The organism is Microbulbifer sp. JSM ZJ756, from assembly GCF_044383805.1.
Taxonomy (GTDB): Bacteria; Pseudomonadota; Gammaproteobacteria; order Pseudomonadales; family Cellvibrionaceae; genus Microbulbifer; species Microbulbifer zhoushanensis.
Genome location: NZ_JBISER010000011.1, coordinates 45,390 through 69,889, shown reverse-complemented (window position 1 = coordinate 69,889; position 24,500 = coordinate 45,390). Strand labels below are relative to the sequence as shown.

Annotated in this window: 24 protein-coding genes; 17 read left to right on the top strand and 7 right to left on the bottom strand. The window is 58.7% G+C overall.

The window, feature by feature from the left end; genetic code table 11:
• Window positions 1-82 precede the first annotated feature (82 nt).
• Both ACH6CX_RS16415 and ACH6CX_RS16410 read right to left on the bottom strand, forming a co-directional pair.
• Window positions 83-433: a YciI family protein gene (locus tag ACH6CX_RS16415; protein ID WP_233006596.1), complete on the bottom strand. Its 351-nt coding sequence runs from the start codon at window positions 431-433 to the stop codon at window positions 83-85.
• Window positions 434-482: 49 nt separating this feature from the next.
• Window positions 483-926, bottom strand: coding sequence for an SRPBCC family protein (locus ACH6CX_RS16410; RefSeq protein ID WP_233006597.1), 444 nt, complete (start codon window positions 924-926; stop codon window positions 483-485).
• Between the two features lie 587 nt (window positions 927-1,513).
• Here ACH6CX_RS16410 and ACH6CX_RS16405 point away from each other — a divergent pair.
• From ACH6CX_RS16405 to ACH6CX_RS16390, 4 genes are all read left to right on the top strand, one after another.
• Complete coding sequence (locus tag ACH6CX_RS16405; RefSeq protein WP_233006598.1) at window positions 1,514-1,882, top strand: PH domain-containing protein; 369 nt, start codon at window positions 1,514-1,516, stop codon at window positions 1,880-1,882.
• Between the two features lie 119 nt (window positions 1,883-2,001).
• A complete protein-coding gene (locus tag ACH6CX_RS16400; protein ID WP_233006599.1) occupies window positions 2,002-3,024 on the top strand; it encodes a serine hydrolase in 1,023 nt (340 codons plus the stop codon).
• Window positions 3,025-3,122: 98 nt separating this feature from the next.
• A complete protein-coding gene (locus ACH6CX_RS16395; protein ID WP_233006600.1) occupies window positions 3,123-3,776 on the top strand; it encodes a hypothetical protein in 654 nt (217 codons plus the stop codon).
• 431 nt (window positions 3,777-4,207) lie between these two features.
• Complete coding sequence (locus tag ACH6CX_RS16390) at window positions 4,208-4,936, top strand: spermidine synthase (RefSeq protein WP_233006601.1); 729 nt, start codon at window positions 4,208-4,210, stop codon at window positions 4,934-4,936.
• A gap of 116 nt (window positions 4,937-5,052) precedes the next feature.
• On the opposite strand, the gene ACH6CX_RS16385 is transcribed toward ACH6CX_RS16390, so the two are convergent.
• Complete coding sequence (locus tag ACH6CX_RS16385; protein ID WP_233006602.1) at window positions 5,053-5,673, bottom strand: glutathione S-transferase family protein; 621 nt, start codon at window positions 5,671-5,673, stop codon at window positions 5,053-5,055.
• A gap of 119 nt (window positions 5,674-5,792) precedes the next feature.
• On the opposite strand from ACH6CX_RS16385, the gene ACH6CX_RS16380 reads away from it, so the two are divergent.
• From ACH6CX_RS16380 to ACH6CX_RS16365, 4 genes are all read left to right on the top strand, one after another.
• Window positions 5,793-6,746, top strand: coding sequence for a YafY family protein (locus ACH6CX_RS16380; protein WP_233006603.1), 954 nt, complete (start codon window positions 5,793-5,795; stop codon window positions 6,744-6,746).
• A 221-nt stretch (window positions 6,747-6,967) separates the two neighbouring features.
• Window positions 6,968-8,575, top strand: a complete 1,608-nt coding sequence (locus ACH6CX_RS16375) for an ABC-F family ATPase (RefSeq protein WP_396675940.1) — start codon at window positions 6,968-6,970, stop codon at window positions 8,573-8,575.
• 259 nt (window positions 8,576-8,834) lie between these two features.
• Entirely contained in the window at window positions 8,835-9,044 is a 210-nt protein-coding gene (locus tag ACH6CX_RS16370) for a cold-shock protein (RefSeq protein ID WP_233006605.1), read from the top strand.
• Window positions 9,045-9,286: 242 nt separating this feature from the next.
• A complete protein-coding gene (locus ACH6CX_RS16365) occupies window positions 9,287-9,679 on the top strand; it encodes a putative quinol monooxygenase (protein WP_396675938.1) in 393 nt (130 codons plus the stop codon).
• 23 nt (window positions 9,680-9,702) lie between these two features.
• On the opposite strand, the gene ACH6CX_RS16360 is transcribed toward ACH6CX_RS16365, so the two are convergent.
• Complete coding sequence (locus tag ACH6CX_RS16360; protein ID WP_396675997.1) at window positions 9,703-11,460, bottom strand: ABC transporter transmembrane domain-containing protein; 1,758 nt, start codon at window positions 11,458-11,460, stop codon at window positions 9,703-9,705.
• Between the two features lie 299 nt (window positions 11,461-11,759).
• Here ACH6CX_RS16360 and ACH6CX_RS16355 point away from each other — a divergent pair, with 299 nt between their 5' ends.
• Both ACH6CX_RS16355 and ACH6CX_RS16350 read left to right on the top strand, forming a co-directional pair.
• The gene (locus ACH6CX_RS16355; RefSeq protein ID WP_233006608.1) at window positions 11,760-12,221 is read left to right on the top strand and encodes a GFA family protein; all 462 of its coding nucleotides are present in this window, start codon (window positions 11,760-11,762) and stop codon (window positions 12,219-12,221) included.
• A gap of 92 nt (window positions 12,222-12,313) precedes the next feature.
• Complete coding sequence (locus ACH6CX_RS16350; RefSeq protein ID WP_237063064.1) at window positions 12,314-12,784, top strand: DUF6942 family protein; 471 nt, start codon at window positions 12,314-12,316, stop codon at window positions 12,782-12,784.
• 228 nt (window positions 12,785-13,012) lie between these two features.
• Here the strand turns inward: ACH6CX_RS16350 and ACH6CX_RS16345 are convergent, their stop codons facing one another.
• A complete protein-coding gene (locus ACH6CX_RS16345; protein ID WP_396675935.1) occupies window positions 13,013-13,378 on the bottom strand; it encodes a hypothetical protein in 366 nt (121 codons plus the stop codon).
• Window positions 13,379-13,567: 189 nt separating this feature from the next.
• On the opposite strand from ACH6CX_RS16345, the gene ACH6CX_RS16340 reads away from it, so the two are divergent.
• Together ACH6CX_RS16340 and ACH6CX_RS16335 are read left to right on the top strand one after the other, a co-directional pair.
• The gene (locus tag ACH6CX_RS16340) at window positions 13,568-14,773 is read left to right on the top strand and encodes an APC family permease (protein WP_396675933.1); all 1,206 of its coding nucleotides are present in this window, start codon (window positions 13,568-13,570) and stop codon (window positions 14,771-14,773) included.
• Window positions 14,774-14,943: 170 nt separating this feature from the next.
• Window positions 14,944-15,534, top strand: a complete 591-nt coding sequence (locus tag ACH6CX_RS16335) for a YdeI family protein (protein WP_233006612.1) — start codon at window positions 14,944-14,946, stop codon at window positions 15,532-15,534.
• 75 nt (window positions 15,535-15,609) lie between these two features.
• Here ACH6CX_RS16335 and ACH6CX_RS16330 read toward each other — a convergent pair whose 3' ends face one another.
• Window positions 15,610-16,026, bottom strand: a complete 417-nt coding sequence (locus ACH6CX_RS16330) for a VOC family protein (protein WP_233006613.1) — start codon at window positions 16,024-16,026, stop codon at window positions 15,610-15,612.
• Window positions 16,027-16,457: 431 nt separating this feature from the next.
• On the opposite strand from ACH6CX_RS16330, the gene katG reads away from it, so the two are divergent.
• Entirely contained in the window at window positions 16,458-18,677 is a 2,220-nt protein-coding gene (gene katG / locus ACH6CX_RS16325) for a catalase/peroxidase HPI (RefSeq protein ID WP_396675931.1), read from the top strand.
• Window positions 18,678-18,787: 110 nt separating this feature from the next.
• On the opposite strand, the gene ACH6CX_RS16320 is transcribed toward katG, so the two are convergent.
• Window positions 18,788-19,489 (bottom strand): glutathione S-transferase family protein, encoded by a 702-nt coding sequence (locus tag ACH6CX_RS16320; protein ID WP_396675929.1) that lies wholly within the window; start codon window positions 19,487-19,489, stop codon window positions 18,788-18,790.
• A 276-nt stretch (window positions 19,490-19,765) separates the two neighbouring features.
• Here ACH6CX_RS16320 and ACH6CX_RS16315 point away from each other — a divergent pair, with 276 nt between their 5' ends.
• The 4 genes from ACH6CX_RS16315 to ACH6CX_RS16300 all read left to right on the top strand — a co-directional run bounded on the left by ACH6CX_RS16315 (window position 19,766) and on the right by ACH6CX_RS16300 (window position 24,206).
• A complete protein-coding gene (locus ACH6CX_RS16315) occupies window positions 19,766-21,169 on the top strand; it encodes a hypothetical protein (RefSeq protein ID WP_233006616.1) in 1,404 nt (467 codons plus the stop codon).
• A gap of 248 nt (window positions 21,170-21,417) precedes the next feature.
• The gene (locus ACH6CX_RS16310) at window positions 21,418-22,227 is read left to right on the top strand and encodes an outer membrane protein OmpK (protein WP_396675927.1); all 810 of its coding nucleotides are present in this window, start codon (window positions 21,418-21,420) and stop codon (window positions 22,225-22,227) included.
• A gap of 27 nt (window positions 22,228-22,254) precedes the next feature.
• The gene (locus tag ACH6CX_RS16305) at window positions 22,255-23,610 is read left to right on the top strand and encodes an NCS2 family permease (RefSeq protein WP_233006618.1); all 1,356 of its coding nucleotides are present in this window, start codon (window positions 22,255-22,257) and stop codon (window positions 23,608-23,610) included.
• Window positions 23,611-23,624: 14 nt separating this feature from the next.
• Window positions 23,625-24,206, top strand: a complete 582-nt coding sequence (locus ACH6CX_RS16300) for a phosphoribosyltransferase (RefSeq protein WP_233006619.1) — start codon at window positions 23,625-23,627, stop codon at window positions 24,204-24,206.
• Window positions 24,207-24,500: the final 294 nt, after the last annotated feature.

Genomic DNA, 24,500 nt, shown 5'->3' with positions numbered 1-24,500 from the left:
CTGGTTTCAGGCTGGCCACCGCATTCGAACTCCTGCAATAACAGTGGCCCCTTTTAAACTCATGACCCCAAAGCGGGAGGCTCTATGGGGTCGGAATCGGCATACACTCCATCACTTCCACGCAGTCACCGGGAAAGATACTGAAATGCGGGTGGTGCTCAAATAGCTTTGCCGCGGCGTCGTGGCTGTCCGCCTTGATAATGACATAGCCGGTCATGTTATTACTGGTGTCGGTGATGCCGGCGGAGTCAATACGCTTGGTTTTGCCCAGCGGTCCACCGGACTCCACCAGGATGTCCTTATGGGTTTCCATCCAGTCGCCCCAGGCGGCCATGCCTTCCTGGATGCGCTGCTGGCGCTCTTCTTCGGACAGGTGCTCCCATCCTTTCATTGAGCCGGGAGTGCCGAGGTACATGGCGAGGTAGTTTTTCATTGTCGTTCCTTACATTGGTGGTATCGATTGCATGTTTAGCGGGTAAAAATCACTCACTGATTTCCGGTTCGACCAGGCGGGCCAGTGCCAGCAGTGACTCCTGCCAGCCCAGGTAGCACATTTCCACCGGGATCATTGCGGGAAGGCCCTCCGCGACGATCTTAAGCTCGGTACCACAGGACACGGGCTTCAGGGTCACCGTCACCTGCATGGTGCCGGGGAGATGCGGGTTGTCGAAGGTGTCGGTGTAGCGGATCCGTTCGTTCTCCACCAACTCCAGGTATTCGCCGCCGAAAGAGTGGCTCTGGCCATTGCTGAAGTTGATAAACGAGGCCCTGAAGGTGCCGCCCACCTCCGGCTCCAGGTAGTCGAAATTGGCGTAAAAGCCATCCGGCGGCAGCCATTTGGCCATTGCCTGGGGATTCAGGAAGGCGCGATACACGCGCTCTGTCGGGGCGCGCAGGATACGATGTAAATTTACGGTGCCAGTCATGGTGTTTCCCCTGTTCTTTGTTCCGTTGGTTGTCTCAGTCGCGTGTATGATCGCGCAGGCGGGTCAACAATCTATTTGCCTTTTCATTAATAACTCCATAGTGCCCAAATGGGCAGCAGACCACTGTGATGCACTGCGGGTTGCCCTGCTGAATTCATGCGTCTTGATAGTTAGTCGAACGGAAGTGCTGGTATTCGACAATGGGCTGAAATTTTTTTTGGCTTTTTCCGGACTGGTTCAGCCGGCCTTCAGTTCGGCCTGGCACCGTGCGCGGAAGCGCTGTTCCGGGCCCTGCTGTGCCGGTTCCAGCATGCACTGGTAGGCGGCGCGTATTTCATCTTTCCAGCCCCAAGTGGCGGCGGAGATCGGCAGACTTTGCGCGCGACAGGCGGTAGTCGGTGAGTGCGCCAAGGGGAAACGGAGTCTCTATCAGGCGCACAGGCGCACAGGCGCACAGGCGCACAGGCGCAGCCTAATTTTCAGGCTTTTATATCCGCGACCCAGGTCATTTCTATTTGCGCAATTCCATGTAATTATCCAGATTCTGGCCCCAGGCCAGTCAGCATATGTACAAGGGGGAAGGCATCATGATCGATTTCGAAAACAAGACCATCTTCAAGCTCAAGCAGAAGCATTCCTACGCTGAAAAAGTATCCGAGCTTTTGATGGATGGCGAGGAAGTGCTGGATGCTTTCAAGTCCATGCGCGACGGGGTGGTATTCACCAGCAAGCGCATTATCGCGGTCAATATCCAGGGCATCACTGGCAGCAAGAGGTCTTTCACTTCCCTGCCTTACAAGAATATCGTCGCCTTCTCTATCGAGACCTCGGGTACACTCGATATCGACAGCGAACTGGAACTCTATTTCTCCGAGGTTGGCAGGGTGAGGTTTGAGTTCAGCGGCAAGGCCCGCATCAAGGACATCGCGCACTATATAGGCCGCTACGCGCTCTGAACCTCTCTGCCAGCTATTCCCGGAAAGCCCACACAAGAAGAAGAGATAAAAGTAAGACCATGCGATTGACGGGAAAGATAGTGCTGCTGATCTCCCTGCTATGTTCACCAGCTTTGGCAATGGAAACAGCCAGTCACGGTGGGCCTGGCGCCGGCCTTGATCGCGAGCTTGATGCCATCGCCAGGGACTTTGAGATTCCGGCACTCTCCGTCGCCGTTATCGCGTCTGGAGAGCTGGTCTATACGGGCGGGGCCGGCTACGAGGACCAGGAGCAAGAGGTGCCAGTCACGGGGGATACCAGGTTCCGTATCGCTTCCATCTCCAAGCTGTTTGCAGCCCAGGCTATTATGCAGCTGGCTGAGGCTGGCAAGCTAGACCTGGATGACCCGATTGCGGATTACCTGCCCGGTTTCGAACAATCCCCCATCACCATCCGGCAACTGCTCACCCACAGCTCGGGCCTGAGCGACCTGGTTCGGCCAGTTGGCACTGAAGAACAGAGAACGGAACAAGCCTATTTCGCGCTGGTCAATACCGCGATGGAGATCACTGGTACCGAGCACGGCTTCGAATACAGCGATACCGGCTTTAACCTCCTGGGAGCCATTATCAGCAGGGCTAGCAGCAAGGCTTTCCCTGATTACATCCAGCAGCACATACTCACGCCCGTGAACATGCGGCACAGCGGCTACTATGACGGCCAACAGGGTACCGCTCCCGAGGTATCGCCAACATATCAAGGCAAGGTGCTGACCGAAGCCCAGCGGCGGCCTTTCGATACCAGCTTTTACCCCAGTGAAGGAGTGGTTTCCACTGCCGGAGATCTGGGGCGCTGGCTGGTGGCCACCCTGAACCAGGATAACAGGCTGCTCAGCAGAGCCAGCTATTCACAAATGCTGGAACCGCGCGTGAAGACCACATGGGGAGATATTCACATCGGCCTGGGATGGCAGGTCTACGAGGTGGATGGCCGCTTTATCGCTCGCCACCCTGGCAGTATACGTGGTTACAAGTCCCTGCTGCTCAGCTATCCCAGAGAGGGCAACGCCATCATCCTGCTGACCAACGCAGCGAAGGCGCCCCGTTTCGATATCGCCGATCGCCTTGCAGAAAAATTGAGGCAGGCGAAAGTCTGGCGCTGAGCCCTGAAAACGCTACAGCAACGCTATAAACCGTAAATTATATCCGGGTATAGCTCGCCAGGCTTTCACTATGAATGACGTTACCTCATGGCCACAAAATGAAATACTTCGTCTCTAGCTTACTTTTTGCACTACCCAGCATTGCACTGGCACTTGAAGGAATCTGGTTCAGCTACTACAACTTCAAGGCCGATGGCTCTTTTAAACCGTTAATCATTGTCGACCTCAGGACAGAAGAGATACGGCTAAGTGAGAAAATCAACAAAAGCATATTTCCTGGCGAAAAGCAGCATCCCGACAGGTCCGATCGAATCAGTGCTTTTTTAAGGCAAGTGGACTCGGCTGAAGACAACACTTTTATTTATTCCTATGGCACCGACGATAAGATGAAGTTCTATAGAGCTGTTCCTGTAATAGAAGCTAACGCCGAAAAATACCTGGAGGGTGTGTGGGCCTGGCAGCCCAAAAAATGTGATACGGAATATTTTTCTTATGATTTCGAGTCCCATCAAGCGAAATATAATTCTAATAAACTCGGTGACGAAGTATTGCGTTTTGAGGTAAAGGGCGATACTTACAGGGAGTGGACAGAAAACTCTCTAAACCTAATAAAAATGTACTACATTCCTGAAACAGACTGGCATGTCTCCATTTTGAAATTCGCCACTCATGATGGAGATGTGGTCTTTGATAAGAATCCGGATGACCTAGATATGTGGCACCATTTTTGGTACCACAGGTGTGAAGAGTAGGCACTAACCCAGTGTGCAACCCGACCAGAAAAGAAGGAGAAGGGGCTGATCATCTAACCAGTGCAGGCGGGAGTTAATCGTCTATCGGGTAATACTCGCGATGCCAGATGGGCTGTGCACTGTTTTATTTTTCCACTTTTTACCCATCAGGCTGAGTAGCAGAACGCAACTTTTAGCGATAAAGCGGAGCTTTATCGCAGCTCGCCTGAAGGTTACGCGACTCTAACTCTCCAATGGTCAGTTACCCCAACGCTATTACCCTGCTGAGCAGTGGCTAAGGCGCCCGGCTTCGACATCCTCAGGCGCTCAACGGATGTGCTGCGGGAGATGTAGGCCAGGCACTGATGGTGGCAGTTACCTGCCTCGGCTCAATATGGAATAATCTGGCTCAACCGCCGGCCGTAACCCAGCAAATATCCTAGGAACACCCCATGTCCCTCCTTTTTGAAGAAATCGACAGCCAGCCCTCCCCCCTGGGTGAAATCTCCCTGCGCAGGCGACGCATTCCCGCACTGGGGGACAGGGATATCTACGAGGTGAAGCTGGGCGACGAGTTCCTGATGTCGAGTATGTTTGTGGAGGCAGAAGAGGCCCTGTCTACACTAGGCCTGGCCGCCGTGCAGGGCGACAGGCTCGATGTGGTCGTCGGTGGGCTGGGCCTGGGCTATACCGCCGTGGCGGCACTGAAGGACGAGCGCATTGATGAGCTGCTGGTGGTGGAGGCGCTGGATACGGTCATCGGCTGGCATAAGAATGAACTGGTGCCCCTGGGCAAGATCCTCAACGCCGACGCACGCAATCGCTATGTGCACGGCAGCTTCTTCGACCTGGCCACGGCCCCGGAGGCGGGCTTTGACCCAGCAACCCCGGGGAAGAAGTTCGATGCCATCCTGCTGGATATCGACCACTCCCCCACCGAATACCTGAATGCCGCCAATGCCGGCTTCTATACCACCGAAAACCTAGCGCTGATGGCTGAGCAGCTGAAGTCCGGGGGCGTATTTGCCATGTGGTCGCAGAACCTGCCGGAGGAGAACTTTGAGGCATTGCTGCGAACGGTGTTCGAGACTGTGGATTCACATGTAGTCTCTTTCTATAACCCTTTCCTGAGTGGGGAATCGACCAATTCGGTGTATGTTTGCGTTAAGGCTCGCCGGTAGTCAACGCTTCCTCACATCGACAAATAGGCGGCGACATAGTCGCCGCCTATCTCCTTCATGCCCCCTTCCCTAATGAGCGCATGCCACAGTGACAGCTGTCGGGGTGGGTCTTTTCGTCAGGCTGTTGCCTCAAGTGCATCATCTTTTTCCGTGGCGCGGTGATAGGCATCGCGCGCTGTGGCCCGCTGCGCGTAGTCGATGAATTCGATCCGCTTTTCGATCGTACCGAATTCCATCCCCCAGACGATCATAGCTCCCACATAGACGTCGGCGGCGGTAAAGCGCTCGCCCGTTACATAGGTGTGGCCCTTGAGCCAGCTGGAAAGACTGTCGAGCGCGGCCGCGTAGCTGCCGTAGCCCACCGTCATCTGCTGCTGCGCATCCGGTTCCACACTGAATGTCTTGAAGTCGATAATCGCCGCCTCCAGCGGTCCGGCGGCAAAGAACAGCCAGCGGTAGTAACTGGCGCGCTCTTCGGGCAGCGGGGCCAGTCCCGCCTGCGGGAAGGCTTCCGCCAGATAGGCACAGATGGCGGCGCTCTCCGTCACCACCTGGTCGCGGTGCACGATGGCCGGCACTTTGCCCATCGGGTTGATCTTCAGGTAGGCGGGCGCTTTCATGCTACCGCCATATTCGAGAACCTCTGTGCGATAGGGCGCGCCCACTTCCTCAAGCATCCAGCGCGCAATACGACCGCGGGACTGGGGGTTGGTATAGAACATCACTTCATCTTGCATAGCAGCTCTCCGTTGCTCTTCATTTCTCTTCGGTTGTCAGGACCTGTGACAGGAACGAGAGCACTGTAGTTGTTAAATAGGCTATATTCCGCCCTAATAAATTTTTCGGGATGCAAGAGATGTCGAATCCGACGACACGGGTGCTGGCACTGCTGGAGTTGTTGCAGATCCATGGCAATGCCAGTGGTAGCGAACTGGCGCAAATGCTCGGCGTGGACGGCCGTACGCTGCGTCGCTACATCGCGACCCTTGAGGAGATTGGCATTCCCTTGATGGCCGAGCGCGGGCGCTACGGCGGTTACCGGCTGGTGTCTGGTTACAAGCTACCGCCGATGATGTTCACCAACGAGGAGACGCTGGCCATCTCTCTCGGTCTGCTGGCGGCAAGCAGCCTCAGTGTGGGCGAGGTCTCCACCGCCGTCGCCAGTGCCCGGGCCAAGTTGGAACGGGTCATGCCGCAGAAACTGAAACAGCAACTGCGCGCGCTCGGTGATAGCGTCACCCTGGACCTGGTGCCGACGGCGGCGCCGGCCAGTGTCACGCTGGCAACCCTGGCCGCCGCTACCCAGAACCGATGCCGCACGGTATTCGACTATACCGGCGGTAGCAGTAACGGGAGCGCGACGCGGCGCGAGTTCGACCCTTATGGCCTGGTGTTCCGCCGCGGTCGCTGGTATGCGGTGGGCCACTGCCACCTGCGCGCAGATCTCCGCACCTTTCGCCTCGACCGAATGCAGCAGTTGCGCCGGCTGGAAGTTCCTTTTCAACGGCCACAGGATTTTGACGCTGCGGCTTATCTCACCAGCAGTTTTGCCAGCATGGATTCGGGCATTGAAGTGGAGCTGTTGCTGCATACGGACCTGGCAAATGCCAGCGCCGTGCTCGGCGACGAGCTGGGCCTGCTGACCCCCAAAGGGGATTCCGTGTTATGGCGGGCGCACACCGGCTGCCTGAACTGGTTTGCGGCGCAGCTGGTGCGACTGCCATTTACCTTCGATATTCTCACGCCGTCAGACTTGCGGGTCGAGTTGCGCCGCCAGGCCGAGAGACTCCTGGCCATCGCGATGGCTTGATGGATAGCAATCTTGCAGAGTGCGGGGACCCGGATATATCCGGCCCAACTACTTAGAAAGCCCCTACCAGCCCCGGATTCCGACACTCCAGGCTGTACAACTAATAGCCAAATTCCTCGACACCCCGCCCGTCAGCCCTTATAGTGCGCGGCCCGCCCTACGCACCTGCGATGGCGGACCCCACTGATACCGCCCACCTTAAAGCCCCCGGGAATACGCTCTTGATCACCACCGCCAACATCACCATGCAGTTTGGTGCCCAGCCGCTGTTTGAAAACATCTCCGCCAAGTTCGGCAACGGCAACCGCTATGGCCTGATCGGGGCCAATGGTTGTGGCAAGTCCACCTTTATGAAGATCCTGAGCGGCGCGCTGGCGCCGACCTCTGGCAATGTGTCCATGGAACCCGGCTGCACCCTGGGCATCCTGAGCCAGGACCAGTTTGCGTTCGAGGAGTACTCGGTGGTCGACGCGGTCATCATGGGCGATGCCCGCCTGTGGGCGATCAAGCAGGAGCGCGACCGCATCTACTCGCTGCCGGAAATGAGTGAGGAAGAGGGCATGCGCGTGGCGGAGCTGGAGGTGCAGTTCGCGGAACTGGACGGCTACAGCGCCGAGAGCCGCGCCGGCGAGATCCTGCTGGAAGCGGGCATCGAGGAGTCGCTGCATTTCGGCCTGATGAAGCAGGTGGCACCCGGCTGGAAGGTGCGCGTGCTGCTGGCCCAGGCACTGTTCGCAGACCCGGATATCCTGCTGCTGGATGAGCCCACCAACAACCTGGATATCCATACGATCCATTGGCTGGCGGAAGTGCTGAACCAGCGCCGCTCCACCATGATCATCATTTCCCACGACCGCCATTTCCTCAATTCCGTCTGCACCCATATGGCGGATATCGATTACGGCGAGCTGCGCATCTTCCCGGGCAACTACGAGGACTTTGTCGCGGCTTCCACCTTGATCCAGGAACAGCTGCACGCGGAGAACGCAAAAAAGACCGCGGAACTGGAAGAGCTGCAGAGTTTTGTAAACCGCTTCTCCGCCAACGCGTCCAAGGCCAAGCAGGCCAGCTCGCGGGCCAAGAAGATGGAAAAGATCAAGCTGGACGAGGTGAAACCCTCCAGCCGGGTGAAACCCTACATCACCTTCCAGCAGTGCAGGAAACTGCACCGGCAGGCATTGACCCTGGAGGGCATCGGCCATGGCTTTGACGGCGAACAGCTGTTTGCCGGCGGTGAGATGCTGCTGGAAGCCGGTGCTCGCCTGGCGGTGATCGGCGAGAACGGCGTGGGCAAGACCACCCTGCTGCGCTGCCTGGTGGACGAACTGCAGGCGAACAACGGCGTGGTGAAGTGGTCCGAGAATGCCGCCATTGGTTACTGCCCACAGGACAGCAGCGCGGACTTTGACAACGACCTCACCATCTTCGAGTGGATGTCCCAGTGGCGCACACCCAAGCACGATGACCTGATAGTCCGCGGCATACTCGGCCGCCTGCTGTTTACCGCAGACGACGCCAACAAGAGGGTCCGGGTCTGTTCCGGTGGCGAAAAGAACCGCCTGCTGTTCGGCAAGCTGATGATGATGGACACCAATGTGCTGGTCATGGACGAGCCCACCAACCACCTGGATATGGAGTCCATCGAGGCACTGAACAAAGCGCTGTCCCAGTACGAGGGCACCCTGATCTTCGTCAGCCACGACCGCCAGTTTGTCTCTTCGCTGGCGACCCGGGTGCTGGAGATCAAGGACCAGCGGCTGTATGACTTCCAGGGCACCTACGACGAGTACCTGGTGGACCGGGCACGAGCGGAAGCCCGCGCGGCCTGACGGCTCGACTGACTTAACAGTACTGGCGCGGCTCCCCGGCACAGGCGGTGAGCTGCGCCAGGAAAAAAGCTGAACAATTTATAGACAGCGCCGCCATTTGCGGGTAATGTGACGGCTGCTAGAAAGAAAGTCCTCTATTGATACCGCTACTTCGCTGTTTTACTCGTAATACCTCGTCCTGCAGTTTTCAAGAGTCTTTACCTCCAAGCAACACCCGCCTCCCGTAGGCAATACTCTGTTTAAATTTCAGGAATTAGTTATGTCTAATACAGTTACCGGCACCGTCAAGTGGTTCAACGAATCCAAGGGCTTTGGCTTTATCGAGCAGCAGTCCGGCCCGGACGTTTTCGCCCACTTCAGCGCGATCTCCAGCTCCGGCTTCCGCACCCTGATCGAAGGCCAGAAAGTTGAGTTCACCGTGACTCAAGGCCAGAAAGGCCCCCAGGCTGAAAACATCGTAGTGATCTAACTCACTATCGATGTGAAAACGGGCCCTGCGGGGCCCGTTTTTGTTTGTGCTTCGTGTAGAAGCCCGCCTCGAAACACCGCCGCCTCCCCATTATCCCTCTACCCCACAACGGGCTTCTGACCTCCCAAATAGTCAGAACTGCACCTCCTCCGCTTGTTTATACAGCGGGGCCCCGATTTCGTCCCGGAGAGCAGCTCAAGACCTGTATTGCGGGACAACCCGGATCAGAATATTGGTCTAGAATGGCCTGGGTCCCCGCCGGCAGCCGAAGGAAAATCGCCAAATGGTGCGACGAGCAGTGCCTGGACGACCTTGTTACGTATATTTCGGAAGAGGATAGCGGGATGGACGGCTATACGGTTTCGGTAGTTTTTGAGGCAAGTAGCGACAAAGTCGAAGAAATGGAACAAGTAGTGAAAGATGTCTACTTGCCCAGCATCCGCGAATCCGGCATGCGGGAATATCGCTGGTATCGCTCACGCCAGGACCCCAGAACTTTTCTGCTTTTCATGACCTGGGACTCGGAGGCCCATGTCAACACACCACATATACAGCAAGCAGAAGCCGATTTTGTCTCCAAAGGTATCCTGGTCAAACCGGCACCGGAGAGTTACTGGCAATACCTCAAGCCATAACAATGTCTTTTGGCGTCCGGAGCCTAGGCCCTGGAGTCCTGGAACTGCAGTTCCGCCAGGCGCCTGTACAGCGGCGATGTGTCGATAAGCTCCAGGTGCTTACCCTGTGCCACCACCTGGCCCTGGTCTAATACCGCAATCCTGTCCGCATGCAGAATCGTCGCCAGCCGGTGGGCAATGATGATGGTGGTGCGGCCCTGCATCAGCACCTGCAGCGCCTGCTGCACGTGGTACTCGCTCTCGGCATCCAGCGCACTGGTGGCCTCGTCCAACAGCAGGATTTTCGGGTCTTTCAGTATCGCGCGGGCAATTGCCAGGCGCTGCTTCTGCCCGCCGGACAACCGGGCGCCCTGCTCGCCCAGGTGACTGTCATAGCCTGCCGGTAGCTGCCGGATAAACTCGTGGGCATGGGCGGCCTTCGCCGCTGCAATCACTTCCTCGTCGCTGGCATCGGGCCTGCCATAGCGGATGTTGTACCAGACATCCGCGGTGAACAGGGCCGGCTGCTGCGGCACCACGGCCATTTCACGACGCAGTACGCTCGTGTCTATTTCCCGGATATCCACGCCATCTAAAGTGATGCGCCCCGCCTGCGGGTCGTAGAAGCGCTGCAGCAGTTCCAGCAGGGTGGATTTGCCGGCGCCGGACGGGCCCACCAGGGCCAGGCTCTTGCCCTCTTCCACCACCAGGCTCAGCGCCCGGATCGCGGGCTGGTCGGGCCGGGAGGGGTAGCTGAAATCAACCTCTTCGAAGGCAACCCGGCCTTCCCTCGCATTCACAGATGACACAGGCCTGTCACCGCCCGTGCTGACCGGGATTTCCGCTTCCACCTGCAACAGGTCCACCAGCCTTTCGGTGGCGCCGGTGGCGCGCTGCAGCTCGCTGTAGACTTCGGAGATAGTCGCCAGCGCCGAGCCCATCAGCATGGCGTAGAACACAAAGGCGGCCAGGTCCCCGGCGGTGATGCGCCCGGCAATCATGTCGTTGCCCCCCACCCACAGCAGCGCGCTCACCGCGCCGAACATCAACAGTATCACCACCGCGATCAGCAGGGCCCGCTGGCGTATGCGCCGCCTGGCCACCCGGAATGCGGTTTCCACTTCGCGGCCGAACGCCTGTTTCTCGTGTTCCTCGCGGGTGTAGCTCTGCACTGTTTTTATATGCTGGATAATCTCACCGGCGTAGCTGCCCACATCGGCAATCGAGTCCTGGCTGGCCTTGGACAGCTTCCGCACCCGCCGGCCGTAGAGCACGATCGGCAGCAGCACCAGCGGCACGCCCACCAGCACCATCAGGCTCAGCTTGAGGTTGGTGAACAACAGCAGTACCAGCGCGCCGACAAACATCAGCGAGCTGCGCAGTGCCATGGAGAAGGAGGTACCGATGATATGTTGCAGCAGGGTGGTATCGGTAGTGAGCCGGGACATGATCTCGCCACTGCGGTTCATCTCGAAATAACTGGGATGCAGCGTCACGATATGGTCGAACACCGCCTTGCGCAGGTCCGCCACCACGCGCTCGCCCAGCCAGGACACCAGGTAATGGCGCGCGTAGGTACCCACAGCCATCAGCAGGGCCAGGCTCATCAGTACCAGCACCGCGGTTCGCAACGCGGTACCGGAGCTTTCCACCAGTCCCTCATCCACCAGCAGTCGGATTCCCTGGCCAATGGAGAGGGTAATGCCCGCAGTAAACACCAGCGCTACCCCCGCAGCCACCAGGACCTTTTTATACGGGCGCATAAACTGCCAGAGCTCGGCCATCATCTCGCGGAAGCTCATCGTGGATGAGCCCCGGACTACCGGTTTCTCGACTGGTGCACTGGTGCTGGGTTCTGCTGTGTTCGGCATAGGCTCCTGCTGGCTGGATCACGGACAAGTCCACAAGGCAAATCACACGGCCGGGACGAAGGGCTTGCCATCGGGGCTGGCGGTGGCGGTATTGACTTTAGTCGCCCGGTGGGGATCAATGAGTCGGCACAAAATGCCGGTTACCGCAGGCCGAGTCAATCGCCGAACTGGCGATGCCGCCCCGTTAACCGGGCACTGAACCATAAAACTTTCCCTGGAGGAGGTTGGTAATGACCCCACTGCGAGGTGGCTGCGCCTGCGGCCAGGTGCGGTACGAATCCACGGCAGGACCCCTGGTGCAGTTTATCTGCCACTGCCGCGATTGCCAGCACGCCAGCGGCGGTGCCTTTTCGGCCTTTGTGTTCGTGCCGCGGGACAGGCTCACCTACCTTTCCGGGAAGATGCATCACTACGATGTAAAGGCGGAGAGTGGTCGCGAATTGCGCCGGCAGTTCTGCAGTGCGTGCGGTTCGCCGATATCGGCGCACTGGCCCGCATCGCCGGTGGTGGAAATGCTGACCGTGGCCAGCCTCGATGACCAGGGTATCTTTGCCCCCACCCATGAACTATGGGTTTCCCGCGCGGAGGCCTGGCACCCATTCCACCCGGACACCATCAAGCTGCCGGAGGGACCTGCTGAGGAAGTGGTACGCGATCCAATTCGGGCTTACTTTGCCGCGCGCCGGGAATGACTGCAGCACTGTCGAGCCAGCTGCAAGCCTATACCGGCCGTGAAACAGACCTGTCGACTCCCCTGGGTACCTATCGCTGCTGGGATAAAAAAATGACATCAATAGATACGCTGGGTTGCCCCGAGCCGCGACTCGCCCTTTACCTGCCCCATCGCCCGAATGGCCTGTCGCAACTCGCTGCAGCCCCCGACAGCCAGCGGTTAATCGACGCCAACTCCAACCACTGGCGCAAGATTGTCAACCTGCTGGCCAAGGTCGCGAGCCCGGACGCCGAGGGCTGGCGCCAGTTCAGGGATGAAGCGCTGTTTCGCCATACAGCACTCTGCTTTACGTCCATATTATCTGACAGCGCCTGCTGGCACTGGATCGGCGGCAAGGACAACCTGCAGCGCTTTGGCAGCCTGGGGCAATCGGCGGAGCCGCTGCCCGGGTGTCCATCTGTGCGCATTGATGCGGAGAAGCGATTGTTACTGACGCCCTACCCGGATTACCGCCAGCTCAGTAACGAAGTAGTGAGCCACATCCGCACAGAGCTTGGGCGCTACCGGTTTTATCAATTCTGACCCCGCTTTCCCTTGTCCGGCCAGCGGACCGGCCCCAAACTCCTGCCCGCTCAACCCTTACTGCTCAACGCGCGCCGTTTACCAGTTTCTTTTCTAGCTTTGCTGCTCGGCAGGTAGCCCATCATTCGACAGCCATATGGACAATGGCAAACTTACAGCTTGATCCCCGGGTACAAGTTCGCGCCGTTTGTGATAATAAACCCCGGATATTGGCCCTATAAATTATAGTCAGTGCTCCAACACTGCCGTACTGCCCGCAATAAGGCAGGCCTCCTGCCCCGGCAAGTCCCGGTTTTCACACCGGGATCGATTGCCGGGCCAACCCGACAGGAATTCGTTTGCCGCAGAAACCTGCCGGGATATATCTGACACACCCCGGTAATAGAAGACAAACCTGTGCCTGCCTTTATTCACCATCACATGGAATACGGTTGGCAAAGTCGTCACGTGATAGCGTTCTGCATCCAAGCGATCCAGGTGCCAGAGGACATACTGGTTCTCTATCGCAGTTGAAATCTGCGGCTTGAAGAGAATCGCCGCCAGGACCAAAACCAATGCAGATCCTGCTACAAAACATATCCGGTATTTACCCATCGGGCGCACCTCTCCTTGCAGTTATCGAACGGCTTCACACATAGCTTGGCTTGATTTCAACCAAATTCCCGCCGGACTGCTCCCGGGTAACACCGGCCTACATTTCATGCCCTATCCGCAGACACCGCGCTTACCGGCAAGTCGCGCTAAAATCCTAGACCACCCTGATGCAAACCGATATATAGACAGATGCCCGGGATAGTTCCCCTAAAACGCTCTCTTTCCCTGCCCGTAGTGAGCTTCTATGGCATCGGCACCATTATCGGCGCCGGCATCTACGTGCTGGTAGGCAAAGTGGGCGGGGCGGCGGGCATGGCACTTCCGTATGCGTTTTTACTGGCGGGTATTATTGCCGGATTTACGGCACTGTCTTACGCGGAGCTGGCGTCACGATTCCCTGTAAGCGCGGGCTCCGCTGCCTATATCTGGCAGGCGTGGCAACGGCGATGGCCGGCCCAGGTTGTGGCCGCGCTGGTGGCACTCACCGGAATTGTATCGGCGGCCACAATTGCCAACGGCTTTGTCGGCTACCTGGCGATCTTTGTCCAGGTTCCGGATGCACTGGCCATCACCCTGCTGGTGACACTGCTGACGCTGATTGCCCTGTGGGGCATCAATGAGTCCGCACTCACCGTCATGCTGGTCACACTGATCGAGGTGGGTGGCCTGCTGTTTGTGATTTACGCCAGCCGCAATGCCACCCCGGCCAATACATGGAGTGCGATTACCGCGCTGCCCAAATGGGATGCCGTGCCCGGTCTACTGGTAGGCAGCTTCCTGGCCTTCTATGCATTTATCGGCTTCGAGGATATGGTCAATACTGCCGAGGAGGTCAAGAACCCACGGAAAACCCTGCCACGGGCGATACTGCTGGCCATCTGCACGTCGACGGTGCTGTATATGGTGATTGCCGCACTGGCGGTGCGCACCCTGCCGGTAGCAGAGCTGGCCCGGAGCGAAGCGCCCCTGGCCACCATGGTCACCAATGCCGGTTATTCACCGGCATTTATCGGCGTGATCAGCCTGTTCGCGGTGGTTAATGGGGCACTGGTGCAGATCATCATGGCATCCCGCCTGCTGTACGGGATGGCAAAGAAGCAGATGGCACCGGGGTTCCTGGCCAAGGTGAATCCCAGGACACGGACGCCGGTGATAGCCACCCTGCTGATCGGGGCGTTTATCCTCACCTTCGCCCTGTGGCTACCGCTCACCGCCCTGGCAAAGATCACCAGCTTTATCATGTTGCTGGTGTTTTGCCTGGTGAACAGTGCGCTACTCACCATCAAGGCCCACGGGGCCGGCCGCGAGGAAGGCGTAATCTGCTACCCCGCCTGGATACCCGCGGTAGGCCTGCTTTCCTGCCTGGGCCTGATGAGCTTCTCCGCATTCGGCTGAGCAGGCTCCAGTTACGCTTTCCTGCAGCCAATCGGTGCTGCTGCCCCTCCTCCCGGTGAGGCCCAGGTCACACACCTGTGAATAAGCAGGCGCAACGCTATTCCGCCTGCAAGTTGCCGCCATATACTGGCAACACTTTCCTGGAATCTCTCACTGCCGGGGCATCTCTTGTGACGAAAAAGAACCCACACGCCGATCGTTTCTTCACGTCTTCCAGATCATGGCAAGAGGAGTTTAATGCCCTCCGCGCCTTGCTACTGCAGAGTGAGCTCGACGAGCAGCTGAAGTGGGGCAAGCCCTGTTACACACTGGGAGACAGTAATGTAGTCATCATGCAGGGCTTCAAGGGATTCTGCGCCCTCCTGTTTACGAAGGGCGCCCTGCTTCAGGACCCGGACCGCATACTGGAAAAACCCGGTGAGAACACACAATCGGCACGCCGCATACCTTTCACCAGCGCGCAGCAGATTGATGGGATGAAAGGCAGTCTCGGTCGCTATATTGCGGATGCCATTGAGGTTGAAAAGTCCGGGAAAAAGGTAGCCTTCAGGAAGACAGAAGACTTTCCCGTGCCAGAGGAATTCCAGCACAAACTGGACGCCATGCCTGAATTAAAGGCCGCCTTTGCGGCCCTGACTCCCGGGCGTCAGCGCGGCTACCTGCTCCACTTTGGTGGCGCCAGGCAATCGGAGACACGGGCAAGCCGGGTGGAGAAATGCATCCAGGATATACTCGACGGGAAGGGCCTGAATGACCGGTAACAGGATCGCCCTCAGCGCGATGCAGGGGTAACAGAGGGGCCGTCCGGACAGGGCCCCGGGCGTTGGCAGTAACAGTTACTTGAACATCAATTCCGGGTTCACCATCGACTTCATCTCCAGCACATTGCCGTTCGGGTCCTTGATAAAGAACGTCTCCTGCTCGTACTCATCGCCGACGAAACGACGGTAAGGTTTATCCAGGTATTCGAGCCCGGCTTCCTCGATACGGCCCTTCAGCGCCTGGAACTCGTCGTCCGGCAGGTGGATGCCGAAGTGCGGGACGGCGACAGCACCCATATCCACTTCGTGGCGCACATTCGGCAGCTGCTCCTCACTCTGGTGCAGGGTCAGTTCGTTGCCCCAGAAGTCGATATCCACCCAGCGGCCTTCCTCGCTGTTACCGGTTTTGCATCCCAGCACGTCGCAGTAAAAGGCCTTGGCTTTTTCCAGGTCACCGGCGGGAATGGCCAGGTGCAGACAATTGGATTTCATGGTGCCTCCATTACTTTATTCTTTTTAGAATAGCTTGGCGGAAGATAAATAATCACGCCAAACATCATCACAATGTTATGAACATCCTAATAATATCTTCGTCGACGCACGAATCATAGTTCAGGCCGGTTAACGCATCTCGAGATGATGTACGCGCCAAACCTGCTCCGGAAATAGAGCTCACGCGTACGCACGGCTGGCAGGGGACGCTGCAGCGGCGCCGGGCAAAAAGCCGGGAAGCCTTTTACGCTGCATCCGGATTGGGAGCAGCTACTACTAATAGGAAGGACCAATCAGCCAGATATAATTTCGCTATCACTGTAGATTGGTCTCCTCTATCAAAGCGATAACAAGGTCTAATTTCCTTCGAATTGCGTACCTCTATAGCCTTCGCTCGTGTAATCGATGATGACAATAAGGGACGCAACCCGATGTTTAAGAAAAGCCTACCCATAGCCGCGGCACTTGCCGTTGCCATTGCTGGCAGCGCCAGCGCCAACGACACGCCCATGTCCAACCAGGACTGGTGGCCGGAGAAACTCGACCTGCAGCCGCTGCGCCTGCACGCAGCCAAATCCAACCCGATGGACGAAGACTTTGATTACGCGGAAGCGTTCCAGAGCCTCGACCTGGATGCGGTGAAGAGCGATATCGAGAAGGTACTGACCACCTCCCAGGACTGGTGGCCGGCAGACTACGGCCACTATGGCCCCTTCTTTATCCGCATGGCCTGGCACAGTGCCGGCACCTACCGTGTTTACGACGGTCGCGGTGGTGCCGGCGGTGGCCAGCAGCGCTTTGAGCCGCTCAATAGCTGGCCCGACAACGGCAACCTGGACAAGGCCCGTCGCCTGCTGTGGCCGGTTAAACAGAAATATGGCAACAAGATTTCCTGGGCCGACCTGATGGTACTGGCCGGTAACGTGTCACTGGAATCCATGGGCTTCGAAACCTTCGGCTTCGCCGGTGGCCGCGAGGACGACTGGGAAGCCGACGTGGTCTACTGGGGTTCCGAGCGCGAATGGCTGGGTAACGACAAGCGTTACCAGGGCGACAAGAAGCTGGAAAAACCCCTCGCCGCCTCGCAGATGGGCCTGATCTACGTAAACCCGGAAGGCCCCGGCGGCAACCCGGACCCGAAGGCTGCCGCCAAGCGCATTCGCGAGACTTTCGGTCGCATGGCAATGAGCGATGAGGAGACGGTAGCCCTGATCGCCGGTGGCCACACCTTCGGTAAGGCCCACGGTGCGCACAAGCCGGAAGAGTGTGTTGGCGCGGCCCCGGCCGGTGCCGACATCGAGGAACAGGGCTTCGGCTGGAAGAACAAGTGCGGCAAGGGTAACGCGGAAGATACCGTAACCAGTGGCCTGGAAGGCGCCTGGTCCGCCAACCCTATCGCCTGGAGCTCACAGTTCCTGGATAACCTGTTTGGCTTCGAGTGGAAGAAAACCAAGAGCCCGGCCGGTGCGACCCAGTGGGAGCCGGAAAATGCGGAACAGGTGAAAATCGTCCCGGACGCGCACGTCGCCAATAAGCGCCACGCACCGATGATGTTTACCACCGACCTGTCGCTGCGCTTCGACCCGGAATACCAGAAGATCGCCAAGCGCTTCCAGAACAACCCGGAAGAATTCCAGCAGGCCTTCGCCAAGGCGTGGTTCAAGCTGACTCACCGTGACCTGGGCCCGCGGGCGCTGTACCTGGGTGACGAGGTACCGGAAGAAACCCTGGTCTGGCAGGACCCGATCCCGGCGGTGGACTACACCCTGGTAGACGATGCCGATATCCGTGAACTGAAAGCCGAAGTGCTGGAGAGCGGCCTGTCCGTACCGGAACTGGTGCGCACCGCCTGGGCTTCTGCCTCCACCTTCCGCGGAACCGATATGCGCGGTGGTGCCAATGGTGCCCGGATCCGCCTGGCCCCGCAGAACGACTGGGCCGTTAACGATCCCGCGGAGCTGGACGGGGTACTGGATCGTCTCGAGCGCATCCAGAAAGACTTCAACCGCAAGGCATCCGGTAACAAGCAGGTATCACTGGCCGACCTGATCGTCCTCGGTGGCGCAGCTGCCATTGAGCAGGCGGCAGAAAAAGCGGGCCACGATATCGAGGTGCCGTTCACCCCGGGCCGCAACGATGCAACCCAGGCGCAGACTGACGTCCAGGCCTTCAGCTTCCTGGAGCGCAAGGCCGACGGCTTCCGCAACTACTACACCGAGGATGCGCATTTCGCACCGGTGGATATGCTGGTCGACCGTGCCAACCTGCTGACACTGAGCGTGCCGGAAATGACGGTACTGGTCGGCGGTATGCGTGCCATCGGTGCCAACCACGATGATGTGAAGCACGGTGTATTTACCGACCGCCCGGGGGCACTGACCAACGACTTCTTCGTGAACCTGCTGGACATGTCCACCAGGTGGTCGAAGTCTGCCGAGGAGAACGGCCTCTACGAGGGCTATGACCGCAAGACCGGCAAAATGAAGTGGACCGCCACTCCCGTGGACCTGATCTTCGGCTCCAACTCGGAACTGCGCGCAGTGGCCGAGGTGTATGCCATGAACGGTAACCAGGAAAAGTTCGTTCAGGACTTCGTCGACGCCTGGACCAAGGTCATGACCCTGGACCGGTTCGACCTGGAGAAATCCTGAATCCGGCGAAGGTGAACCGCTAATACAATGCGGTAATCCAGAAGGGGCGGCCAACTGGCCGCCCCTTTTTTATGTGACTTGACCGGGCGGCATGCCCAGCCATGCAGCTGCTACCCGATCATCTTGCGCAGGGAGTCCTCGATCTGGCCGCCGCAGTAACCCCGCCCCATTTCCTCCCGCTGCTCCGCCAGGAAACGCCTGATATTCGGGCGAGCCTCCACCCGCTGGCACAGGCCGGCGATATGGGGCGCGTTCTCCTGCAGGTCACCTTGCAGCTCCGGGAACGAATACACCATGGCGCCGAACAGGGCTGCAGTGGCAATATCGGCGACCGTCAGCCGGGAACCCAGCAGGAAGCCCATGCCATTGCTGCCGCCATCTTTCAGCCCATGTCGCAGGCCGGTGTTCTCGAATACCTTCATCCATTCCGGCAGGCGTGCGTAGCGGAATGCCTCCCAGTTGCTTTTTGTCCACATCACCTGCCCGTTGCTGTTGGTGATTTCCATCAACACGTCGTTGCAGTCCAGGATTGTCTTCAGTGCCAGCGTATGGGTCTCAGCGCGCCTCGGCAGGTAATCGTATTCGCGGCCCAGGTGCATCAGGCAGGCCGGCATCTGGGCAAAGTAGGTTTTGCTCTTGCATTCGTAGAGATAGGGCGGCGCCATGCCGGGATTGTGGATTCCCAGGCTGCGTTCCGGGTAAATCTCCCCGGCGTCGTGCCGTTCATACTGCGCCCCCACCTCCTCGAGGAACAGCTGGATAAAATTGCCGCGAAACGGCAACGCCCAGTAATAGAGTTTGTATTCCAGCAAGGTGCCTCCCCGGGCTGGACGAATCCGGCAAACGGATGACCGGCTTCCAGCACTCGATGCGCTTCGAAGCCTGAAGCTTAGCAAAGTGGTGCATGGCGAGAGTTGCTGGCCATAATGGCGCGTAAATTTTCCGTATAATTTTACGCCGGGATAAATACTTGCCATGATGCTTCCTGTGGTGATGCAGGAAACCCTGGTCCCGCACTTCTGCCACACACGGCAATAATACCGGCACGAGGTAACGCCAGCCTTCCTTACTGAACGGGAATCCTGCCCATGACCGATCGCTGTGCCCCCGATGAAATCCTCGGCCTCGATAGCAATACATTCAAGGACCTGGAAATTTTTGAGGCCGGCGCCGGCCAGGCCAGTCTGTTCGATTTCTGCAACCAGTCGCGCACCGAGGGCGGTGCCGCGGTACTGCGCCGACGCATGGAGCAACCGTGGTCCACTGCTGTGCGGATTCGCAGCACCCAGGAATCCGTCACCTTTATCGCCACCCACCCCCAGGTATTTTCCAAATTGCCATCGGCCTACGTCATCGTCAGCACGGAGGCCTATATGCGCGAAATACTGCCCGCCGTGGATTACCGCAACCCGCTTGAGTTCGCGCTGGGTGCGCTGCAGATGTGGACCAACCAGGACAGCCACTATTTCAGTATTGTGCGCGGCGTGCAGGCCACCGCCCGGATGATACGGGCGTTGCGCGCCTTCCTGGTCCAGCCCGGGCTGGCGTCGCTCCGTGGCGAACTGGTTCCCCTTATCCGGGAGATGCGCTCACTGCTTAGGCGCCCTCACATGGCCCGCGTTCCCGACCAGGAAATCGGCCACTGGGGCATGTGGCGCATGCTGCGCCTGGACCAGGTCTTGCGGACACAGGAGAAAAACACCGTCACACGGCTGCTGGAACTGGTCTATGAGATCGATGCCCTGTTCGCCATGGCAGAGGCCACTCGCAAGCACGGATTCAACATGCCGGTTATAGAGCAGGGACTGCCGCGGGTGGATGTGGAGGGACTGGTGCATCCCTATCTCGAGCGACCGGTGGCCAACCCGGTTGCACTCAACCAGGACCAGCGCGTGCTCTTCCTCACCGGTCCCAATATGGCCGGTAAAACAACCTACCTGCGTGCATTCGCAACCGCGCTCTACCTGGCCCAGCTGGGCATGGGCGTCCCGGCAACCAGTTTCCGCTTTGTGCCGGTACAGTGGCTGTTCAGCTCCATCTCCCTCTCCGATGACCTGCGCCAGGGCGTCAGCTATTTCCGTGCCGAGGCCCTGCGCGTAAAGGCAGTGGCACAGGCAGTGACCGACGGCCACAAAGTGGTGGCGCTGATGGACGAGCCTTTCAAGGGAACCAACGTCAAGGATGCCTTCGATGCTTCGCTGGCCATCCTGGAGCGCCTGTCGGCAAGGGAGAACTGCCTGTTTATGTTCTCCTCCCACCATATTGAGCTCAGGGACCACCTGCACGTCGCCAATGGCCAGGTCGATTGCCGTTACTTCGAGGCGGAAGAGACTGCGGGGCGCCTGCGCTTCGACTACCGGTTGCGTAGCGGCATTTCCGAACAGCGGCTGGGCATGCGGGTCCTGCGGGAAGAGGGCATTTTCGAATTGCTCGACGCGCTTCCCACTCCAGTCGATAACCATACCCCCGGGGCCGCTACTGTGGAGAGCTGAGTCCAGCAACGGCCTCCTACAGACTGGCCAGCCACCCCGATGCCGGAATTATTTCCCCGCTTTTCCCTTCATGTGGGACCGCTATTCCCACAGCATGTCCACGCATGCAATCCGCCCGGTAAAAAGTTGGAAATCCGGTCATGAATCCGGTAAATTCCGCGCTCATTTTTTAACCAGATGCCGGACAGGACGGCCGGACGCCAGCGCGGGGCGAGCTTTACCGCGGTTTGCTGACCCAGAGGTACCCGATGCAGCTGTCCCTGTCTTCCCTGTCAATTTCTTCCCGATTGGCCGCCGGCCTGGCTGCCCTATCACTGCCGTTCCTGGCCCAGGCCGAGATGCTGTGGCAGGACAACAGCCTCAGCTATCTGTACGGCAATGACTACGAGGTCGACTACAGCCTGGACACGGACGATTCCAGCCGCAACGTGGTGACCTTCGAGCACGCCAGTGGCCACAGCTGGGGCGACCTGTTCATGTTCGCCGATTACCTGGCCTCCGATGCGGGCTCCGACGAGCTTTACACCGAGGTGTCACCGCGCCTGAGCCTGGGCAAGCTCAGTGGCCGCGACCTGTCTCTCGGGCCGGTAAAGGACGTACTGGCTGCCGGCACACTCGAGTTCGGCAATATGGACGATCCCAACCATCTAACCGCCACCGGGCCGCACTTCACCAACAGGCTGGCGGGCATCGGCTTTGACCTGGCAGTGCCGGGCTTCAATTATGTGCAGGCCAATATCTACCACCGCATCAATGACGACAGGGCGGACAACGAGCAGCTGACCCTGGTGTGGGCACTGCCGTTTGCCCTTGGCAACGCGGATTTCCTCTACGACGGTTTTATCGACTGGACCAGTGCGTCGGCGGACGCGCACCCGAGCATGAATTTTGCATCCCAGCTGAAATGGGATGTCGGCGCCCGCTGGGGCCAGCCGAAATCCCTGTATGCAGGCATCGAGTACGTGCATTGGAACGATAAATTCGGTATCAAGGACGGCTCCTTCGGTATCGACTCCAATGAACGCAACATAAACCTGCTGCTCAAGTATCATTTTTAAGCATTACTTTCGGGATTAAACCAGACCATGAACCAAGCCCCCGCTTCTGCGACCGACAAGACCGCAGTACCCCAGTCGCCCGGGAAAGCCTCACTGCTGGAGCGCCTCTTCAAGCTGTCCGAGCGCCAGAGCAGTGTCCGCCAGGAAATAATTGCCGGTGTCACCACCTTCCTGACGATGGCCTATATCATCTTTGTTAACCCGAACATCATGGCCGCAGCCGGCATGGACAAGGGTGCGGTGTTCACGGCCACCTGCCTGGCCGCGGCCATCGGCTGCCTCATTATGGGGCTCTACGCCAACTACCCCTTCGCACTGGCACCGGGCATGGGCCTGAACGCCTTCTTCAGCTTCGTGGTCGTCGGGGAGATGGGCTACAGCTGGCAGGTAGCCCTGGGGGCGGTATTTATCTCCGGTGTGGTTTTCCTGCTGCTGAGTATCTTCAAGGTGCGGCAGTGGATTATCGACAGTATTCCCATGTCCCTGCGGCAGGCACTGGCGGCGGGCGTGGGCCTGTTCCTGGCCATTATCGCGCTGAAGAGCGCCGGCATTGTGGTCGCCAGCCCGGCCACCCTGGTAACCCTGGGGGATATGACCTCCAGCGATGCCATCCTGGCCGCGCTGAGCTTCTTCCTGATCACCGCGCTGGCGTTCCGGCGCATGCTGGGTGCCGTGATGATCGGCATTCTTGTCACCACCGCGATTTCACTGGTGATGGGCAAGGTGCAATACGCCGGCCTGGTTTCCGCCCCGCCGAGCATGGCAGCGACATTCATGCAGCTGGATATTGCCGGCGCCTTTGAAGTGGGCATGATCAGCGTGATCTTCGCCTTCCTGTTCGTCGACCTGTTCGATACCGCCGGCACCCTGCTGAGCACCGCCGACCGGGCCAAGCTACTGGATAAAGAGGGCAAGCTGCCGGGCATGGGCAAGGCGCTGATGGCCGACAGCTCGGCCTCTGCCGTGGGCTCCCTGCTGGGTTCCTCCACCACCACGACTTATGTCGAGAGCACTGCGGGCGTTGCCGCTGGCGGACGCACCGGCCTCACCGCCGTGGTCTGTGCCGGCCTGTTCCTGCTGGCCCTGTTTTTCTCGCCGCTGGTGGGTATGGTGCCCGCCTACGCCACCGCCGGTGCCCTGATGTACGTGGCAGTGCTGATGACTTCGGGCCTGTCCTCCATCGACTGGGATGACATTACCGAGGCGGCTCCGGCGGTCATCGCCGCGGTAATGATGCCGCTGTCTTTCTCCATCGCCAACGGTATCGCCCTGGGCTTTATCGCTTACGCGGTCATCAAGACCCTGAGCGGTCGCTCGCGGGATGTCAGCATCAGTGTTTACCTGCTGGCGGCCCTGTTCATTGCCAAGTTTGTATTTTTCTAAGGTAGGGAAGTAACGTGAAGAAGCATTTTATCAGCGCGCAGCAACTGCTGGCAGACTCCTACGCACTGGCAGAGCAGGTTTTCCAGAGCGGTTTCCGCCCCAACTACATTGTCGGCGTCTGGCGTGGCGGCGCACCCGTGGGTATCGCCGTGCAGGAGCTGCTGCACGTGATGGGCGTGGACGCGGACCATATTGCCATCCGCACCTCGTCCTACACCGGTATTGGCCAGCGCGACAAGCATGTGCGGGTGCATGGCCTGACCTACCTGATCAAGCGCCTGGAGTCCCACGACAACCTGCTGATCGTGGACGACGTGCACGACTCAGGCCTCAGCATCGACCAGACCATCAAGGACCTGCAAAAGGCCTGCAAGAAGAACACCCCGCAGATCCGCGTGGCGACGCCATACTACAAGCCGGCGAACAACAAGACCGAGCGCGAGCCGGATTACTTTATCCACAAGACCAGCCAGTGGCTGGTGTTCCCGCATGAGATCGACGGCCTGACCCGCGCGGAAATCCTGGAGAACAAACCGGAACTGGCACCCTATATCGACCGCATTGCCACCGCCGATGCGGAGCCTGCCCCCGCCTGACATTTATGATTATCGGGGGCAGGAATGCCCCCGCCTGTTTTCAGGGCAACGCCCGCCCCTCTCTTCTTTCCTCCCTTTACCATCATCACCAGATCCCCAAGCTGGCCTGCAAGGCATGAATCGCCATGGTCATAGCTCTGGCGAGCAATCCCAGTAAGCCAGGATTTAGCCGGGCAGTACCCCACACAAATTCACTGTGTGATTCACACTCTCGCCGCAGCCTTTCGCCTGCCTGAAAATCAACTATGTTCCCATAAGAGCGATGCCGCTCTGCGTGAAAAGAAAAAGTACGTT

What these genes read in the sequence shown, in the direction of transcription:
- ACH6CX_RS16410 (WP_233006597.1), bottom strand. Translation starts at nt 926, where the DNA reads ATGACTGGCACCGTAAATTTACATCGTATCCTGCGCGCCCCGACAGAG.
- ACH6CX_RS16365 (WP_396675938.1), top strand. Translation starts at nt 9,287, where the DNA reads ATGGCCTGGGTCCCCGCCGGCAGCCGAAGGAAAATCGCCAAATGGTGC.
- ACH6CX_RS16415 (WP_233006596.1), bottom strand. Translation starts at nt 433, where the DNA reads ATGAAAAACTACCTCGCCATGTACCTCGGCACTCCCGGCTCAATGAAA.
- ACH6CX_RS16390 (WP_233006601.1), top strand. Translation starts at nt 4,208, where the DNA reads ATGTCCCTCCTTTTTGAAGAAATCGACAGCCAGCCCTCCCCCCTGGGT.
- ACH6CX_RS16405 (WP_233006598.1), top strand. Translation starts at nt 1,514, where the DNA reads ATGATCGATTTCGAAAACAAGACCATCTTCAAGCTCAAGCAGAAGCAT.
- ACH6CX_RS16345 (WP_396675935.1), bottom strand. Translation starts at nt 13,378, where the DNA reads ATGGGTAAATACCGGATATGTTTTGTAGCAGGATCTGCATTGGTTTTG.
- ACH6CX_RS16305 (WP_233006618.1), top strand. Translation starts at nt 22,255, where the DNA reads ATGAACCAAGCCCCCGCTTCTGCGACCGACAAGACCGCAGTACCCCAG.
- ACH6CX_RS16360 (WP_396675997.1), bottom strand. Translation starts at nt 11,460, where the DNA reads ATGAGCTTCCGCGAGATGATGGCCGAGCTCTGGCAGTTTATGCGCCCG.
- katG (WP_396675931.1), top strand. Translation starts at nt 16,458, where the DNA reads ATGTTTAAGAAAAGCCTACCCATAGCCGCGGCACTTGCCGTTGCCATT.
- ACH6CX_RS16355 (WP_233006608.1), top strand. Translation starts at nt 11,760, where the DNA reads ATGACCCCACTGCGAGGTGGCTGCGCCTGCGGCCAGGTGCGGTACGAA.
- ACH6CX_RS16340 (WP_396675933.1), top strand. Translation starts at nt 13,568, where the DNA reads ATGCCCGGGATAGTTCCCCTAAAACGCTCTCTTTCCCTGCCCGTAGTG.
- ACH6CX_RS16380 (WP_233006603.1), top strand. Translation starts at nt 5,793, where the DNA reads ATGTCGAATCCGACGACACGGGTGCTGGCACTGCTGGAGTTGTTGCAG.
- ACH6CX_RS16310 (WP_396675927.1), top strand. Translation starts at nt 21,418, where the DNA reads ATGCAGCTGTCCCTGTCTTCCCTGTCAATTTCTTCCCGATTGGCCGCC.
- ACH6CX_RS16370 (WP_233006605.1), top strand. Translation starts at nt 8,835, where the DNA reads ATGTCTAATACAGTTACCGGCACCGTCAAGTGGTTCAACGAATCCAAG.
- ACH6CX_RS16330 (WP_233006613.1), bottom strand. Translation starts at nt 16,026, where the DNA reads ATGAAATCCAATTGTCTGCACCTGGCCATTCCCGCCGGTGACCTGGAA.
- ACH6CX_RS16385 (WP_233006602.1), bottom strand. Translation starts at nt 5,673, where the DNA reads ATGCAAGATGAAGTGATGTTCTATACCAACCCCCAGTCCCGCGGTCGT.
- ACH6CX_RS16315 (WP_233006616.1), top strand. Translation starts at nt 19,766, where the DNA reads ATGACCGATCGCTGTGCCCCCGATGAAATCCTCGGCCTCGATAGCAAT.
- ACH6CX_RS16395 (WP_233006600.1), top strand. Translation starts at nt 3,123, where the DNA reads ATGAAATACTTCGTCTCTAGCTTACTTTTTGCACTACCCAGCATTGCA.
- ACH6CX_RS16350 (WP_237063064.1), top strand. Translation starts at nt 12,314, where the DNA reads ATGACATCAATAGATACGCTGGGTTGCCCCGAGCCGCGACTCGCCCTT.
- ACH6CX_RS16400 (WP_233006599.1), top strand. Translation starts at nt 2,002, where the DNA reads ATGGAAACAGCCAGTCACGGTGGGCCTGGCGCCGGCCTTGATCGCGAG.